This window comes from Microcystis sp. M53598_WE2, from assembly GCF_030067735.1.
Classification (GTDB): domain Bacteria; phylum Cyanobacteriota; class Cyanobacteriia; order Cyanobacteriales; family Microcystaceae; genus Microcystis; species Microcystis aeruginosa.
Genome location: NZ_JASJFE010000268.1, coordinates 1 through 4,431, shown reverse-complemented (window position 1 = coordinate 4,431; position 4,431 = coordinate 1). Strand labels below are relative to the sequence as shown.

Sequence of the window (4,431 nt, the reverse complement as noted above, 5' to 3'; positions counted from 1 at the left end):
GCCATTTCTCCCACCACTTCCAAGCGGGTATAACTGCCGATTTTGAGGAATTTTTCCGAGAGAGATTCGGCCACATTGGGAGTAATCCAGCCTAACTGTTTAAGAATTTGCAAAGCGGCGGCATATTTAGCCCGTTTGGAACCATCTAAAGCTTTAATTGCTAATCCTAAACCTTCACCGACGCGCCCAATACATTGAATACCTTCGGCCCCGGCTTTACTGACGATTTCCCCCTGACTAGCCCGCATTAATTCCGTATCAAAAGCCCCTTCTCCTGCTACCATGCGGGGATGATAGGTCATCGCCCGGACGATTCTTTCTAAGTCTAAACGGTTGCCAGAGGCTAACTGGGCGTAGAGATGGGCCATTTGCCCCAACTGCATTGAATAGGTGGGCGCACCGCAGTCATCGTGGGCGCTGATTAATTCATCCCCCGGCATCCCCAATAATTCGGCAATTTTGCTTAAAATTAGCTTCTGTATCGGACTAGAACGCCGCAGATAGCTATTTAACGGCCAGCCACGCTGTTGACACACCGCTAACATCCCGGCGTGTTTACCAGAACAATTGTACTGGAGGCGACTGGGTTTACCTTCCGGGAGAGGACATTGCAGGGCATTAGGATCGATATCGGCGCGCCAGAGAATATTAAAGACTTGACGGGCGTGTTCCACCGTGCCTTGGTGAGAACTACAGATAATGGCTAGATCCTTATCGTTGAGATCGTAGCGTTCGAGGGTGGCGGTACTGATGACAGCCAGTGCTTGAAAAGGTTTCAGGGCCGAACGAATAAAGGCGCTAGTTTCGGCGCTGCCGGCGGTGGATAATACCCGGCCGCGGTCATCGCAAATAGCGGCCTCGACATTATGAACCGATTCAATAATACCTTCCCGGAGGAGATGAATTTCTAAGCGGTGGGTTGGTGAACGTTTTACCCTATTCATTCAGATTGGTGATTGGTTGCGGTTAGTGAGTGAAAAATAGCCAAAAAAGACCACTGATAGCGACAATTGCCCCTAGAATCAGGGCGGTTTTTTGTAAACGCTGGAGAATGGGCTGGATTTGATAGGAGACGATTAAACGATCGCGGGTTAAAATGGCGGCGGTTTTTGTCCAGATTTGGCCATCGTACCAGCCCGACTCTTCATAAAATACTTTCTCCGATTGCAAGCGATCATAGACGTAGATCCAGCCCAGATACAAGCGCAATAACACCAATCCTACCAAAATTGTCGAGCCAAAAATCCCCGCACAGAAGAAGAGAAAAGGGGCTTTTTTGAGGGGAAAACTAGCGGCGGCAATCGGTCCGACAATTAACCATGTCCACAACCATAACCAGACAATTTTTTTTGTATAAGAGGCTACATCTAGCGTCGCCCAACGGAAAAACCAAGATTCTTTTAATTGTTCGTACTCGTTAACCGGTTGCTGTTCTTCCGGGACGGGACAGAAATCAAGGGAGGATTTCATGGATTCTACTCCTCTAAATGGTCGCTAGGTAGAGGAATCCGTTGGGCATGACCCCAAAATGCTTCTAAATTATAAAATTCTCGCTCTTTTGGTAAAAAGATATGGACAATGATATCGCCATAATCCATCAGGATCCAGCTACCTTCGCTTTTTCCTTCCACTTGTCGGGGAGACTGTTGCCATTCTAGTTCCATAGCGGCTTCGATCGCATCCTCGATCGCTCGCACTTGGGTGGTAGAATAGCCGGTAATAATCAGAAAATAATCGGTTAAATAACAGATATCGGCGACTTTCAGGATGGCGATGTCCCCCGCTTTCTTGTCCTCGGCAGCGGTGACAATTGTCTCTAGAAATTTTTCGGTCTTGAGATTTTCGGCGACGGAGGTAATAATTCCAGTGGGATTGGTCATTCAGGTTGTGGTTATCCTTTGGCTGAGGTGGTTTTAAGCGAGTCTTGAGATTATGTTAATCAATGGTTTTAGTTTCTGTTGGTTGTTCTTTAACAATTTGTAACGCCCAGTTGCGCGTTAGCACGGTGCGGGGATGAATGGGACAATGGCTACTTAAAAGATATTTTAGGGAATAATCACAGGTTTGTTGAACGCTTTTATGGAGATTTTGATAGCTGAGTTGTCGTAGGGCGTTTAATTCGGGTGTATCGCCGCGATTGGGTTCCAAGGCATCGGCAATAAAGACTATACAGCTAAGATCGCTCATATTGGGTTTACCGAGGGTATGATTGCGAATCGCTTCGAGAATTTCCTCATCGGTAATGTTAAATTCTTTTTGGGCGACAACTGCACTGACATCGGCGTGGAGTAAGTGGGGATGGGATAAACAGATATTATCCACGTCTATTCCCGCCGATTCCGCCATTTTTAGCAGTTTTTTGGGCTTGAAAAATTTGGCTAGATCGTGTAGTAATCCCGCTTGCCCTGCTTGGACGGGATCGAGATCGTGATGACGAGCTAAATCAATACACATGGTCTCCACACCGAGAATATGTCGCAGACGGTGTTCGTTGACGTTTTCTTTTAACCAGTCGATAACTTGCTGTCGCATCTTTTTTTTGCCCTTGTGGAACCCCAAAACGATTGTAACAATTACTATACAATTTTGCCTATTGCTTCAAGGTTCGATCTTTACCAATCATCCTCGCAACTAGCTTCTAAAACTTCTTCTTGCTGCCAATCATCCTGAAAAGGTTGTACCACTTTACCGATCGCATCGGCCACAAAAGACTTAATAAATTCTTCCTTGCGACTGAGTTGAAATTGTCTTTGTACCACTTCCGTCATACCACCGTCACCCCAGTCTTGATCCTGACGGAAATATTCAATAAAACTTTTGCCGGCAATGCGGGTTAAATAGGCGGCACTGACCCCTTGAATTGCCTTACCGACTATATAGGTAGTAAAATTTAACTGTAGGATTCTGGCTAATAATTCTACTGCTCCTTTCACTACTCCCAAACTAACTAGAGTTTTGCCCAAAGATAGAGCCAATTCCTTGCCTCGATCGCTGTTAATTTCACAGCCATAAACTTGACCAATTTCCCTGACCATTTGAGCATTAACCGCCGCCGTTGCTAACATATCGAACACTGGTAAGGGAGTCACCGCAATCACTCCCGCACCGATCCACTGATAGCGATCAATAATTTTATCAGCTTGGCGACGACGTTGGCGATCAATAATTTTCCTAGCTTCTTCTCCTAATCTTTGGGATTGTAAGAGGATATTATCTGCCACTAAATCCTCCCCTTCGGCCCGTAAAACTGAAGCCAAACGTTTAATTAAAGCTAAAATATCTGGTTCCGGTGTGATGATTTGTCCACCGGTTAACTGTACTGGTTGGGGATTAGCGGCGACGGCAATAATATCGGCTGAAAGGACAACTCCTTTAAGACGTTCTCGTAATTGTTTTAAAATAATGTCTCGATCTTCATCGCTATAGAGATCGATTTTATTAAAGACTAAGAGAGAACGTTTACCAATATCAATTAAACGCAATAAAGGGGCGTATTCCGATTGTCGAATATCGTTATCAATGACAAATAAAAGTAAATCTGCTTCCGTGGCTAATTGTCGCGCTAACTGTTCCCTTTGACCTCCGGCTGCACCAATTTCGAGAATGCCGGGGGTATCGGTAATTTGAATTTCCCGATTCACACCTTTCATTTTTAAACTATAGGTTTCCCCTTTTTCCGTGGTTCCCATCGTTGCCTCCACATTGCCCACCATTTGACCAATGAGGGCGTTAATTAGAGAGGTTTTTCCCGCCGATCCTGTGCCGAAAACAATGATTTTAACTTCTTTTCTGGCTAAACTTCGCTCAATTTCTTGGGAACGGTTAATAAAAACCTGTTGGGTTACTTTATCTTGAATTTGCTCCACTTGTTGCCGGATAGCTTTTAAGGTTTCCCCGGCGGCCTCGGTTTTTTCTACCGGTAATTTTAGGGGTGGACGGGAGGAAGAACGTAACCCGCGGCGACTTTTTTGGTGCTGGGGCAGCAGATAAAAGTAATACAGAAGAACGTAGATCAGCAAGCCCAGCAGTCCGATAATGAGCAAAAGCAGAATATTAGCTAAGATAGGAGCGGTAAAGGCGATCTGGATGTAAAGACGATAGATAGAGTTGACTAACCACAACATTAATCCGAAAATAAAGCTCAGACCAATGATTAAAGTGGCAAGACGGGGTAATTTCATCGAAAATTTGGGTCTGAAACCCCGCCGTTTTACGGCGGCTTTACCGTTAAATACTAGCGCATTTAGACGATATATTCTAGAATGTGAGGCATGGAAAAAGCCTATTCGTTTCGATTTTACCCCACACCAACACAAGAGTCGCTATTGCGGCGCACATTGGGCTGTGTAAGATTAGTTTACAACAAAGCTCTCCACGAACGAACACAAGCTTGGTACGAAAAGCAAGAAAGAGTAGGCTACGCTCAAACTT

General features: G+C 45.1%; 6 protein-coding genes. 1 reads left to right on the top strand and 5 read right to left on the bottom strand.

Going from position 1 to position 4,431, the window contains the following annotated elements; all coding sequences use genetic code 11:
* From PX636_RS05655 to PX636_RS05635, 5 genes are all read right to left on the bottom strand, one after another.
* Positions 1-944: asparaginase (locus PX636_RS05655; protein WP_288116448.1), on the bottom strand; the 944-nt coding region annotated here is incomplete at its 3' end.
* Between the two features lie 22 nt (positions 945-966).
* Complete coding sequence (locus tag PX636_RS05650; protein ID WP_002763155.1) at positions 967-1,470, bottom strand: CGLD27 family protein; 504 nt, start codon at positions 1,468-1,470, stop codon at positions 967-969.
* A gap of 5 nt (positions 1,471-1,475) precedes the next feature.
* The gene (gene rsfS / locus PX636_RS05645; RefSeq protein WP_004163013.1) at positions 1,476-1,880 is read right to left on the bottom strand and encodes a ribosome silencing factor; all 405 of its coding nucleotides are present in this window, start codon (positions 1,878-1,880) and stop codon (positions 1,476-1,478) included.
* A 55-nt stretch (positions 1,881-1,935) separates the two neighbouring features.
* On the bottom strand, positions 1,936-2,532 hold the full coding sequence (gene yqeK / locus PX636_RS05640) for a bis(5'-nucleosyl)-tetraphosphatase (symmetrical) YqeK (RefSeq protein ID WP_004163014.1): 597 nt from the start codon (positions 2,530-2,532) through the stop codon (positions 1,936-1,938).
* 80 nt (positions 2,533-2,612) lie between these two features.
* Positions 2,613-4,181 (bottom strand): YcjF family protein, encoded by a 1,569-nt coding sequence (locus PX636_RS05635; protein ID WP_288116447.1) that lies wholly within the window; start codon positions 4,179-4,181, stop codon positions 2,613-2,615.
* 90 nt (positions 4,182-4,271) lie between these two features.
* On the opposite strand from PX636_RS05635, the gene PX636_RS05630 reads away from it, so the two are divergent.
* On the top strand, positions 4,272-4,431 hold a 160-nt coding region (locus tag PX636_RS05630), incomplete at its 3' end, for a helix-turn-helix domain-containing protein (RefSeq protein ID WP_288116449.1).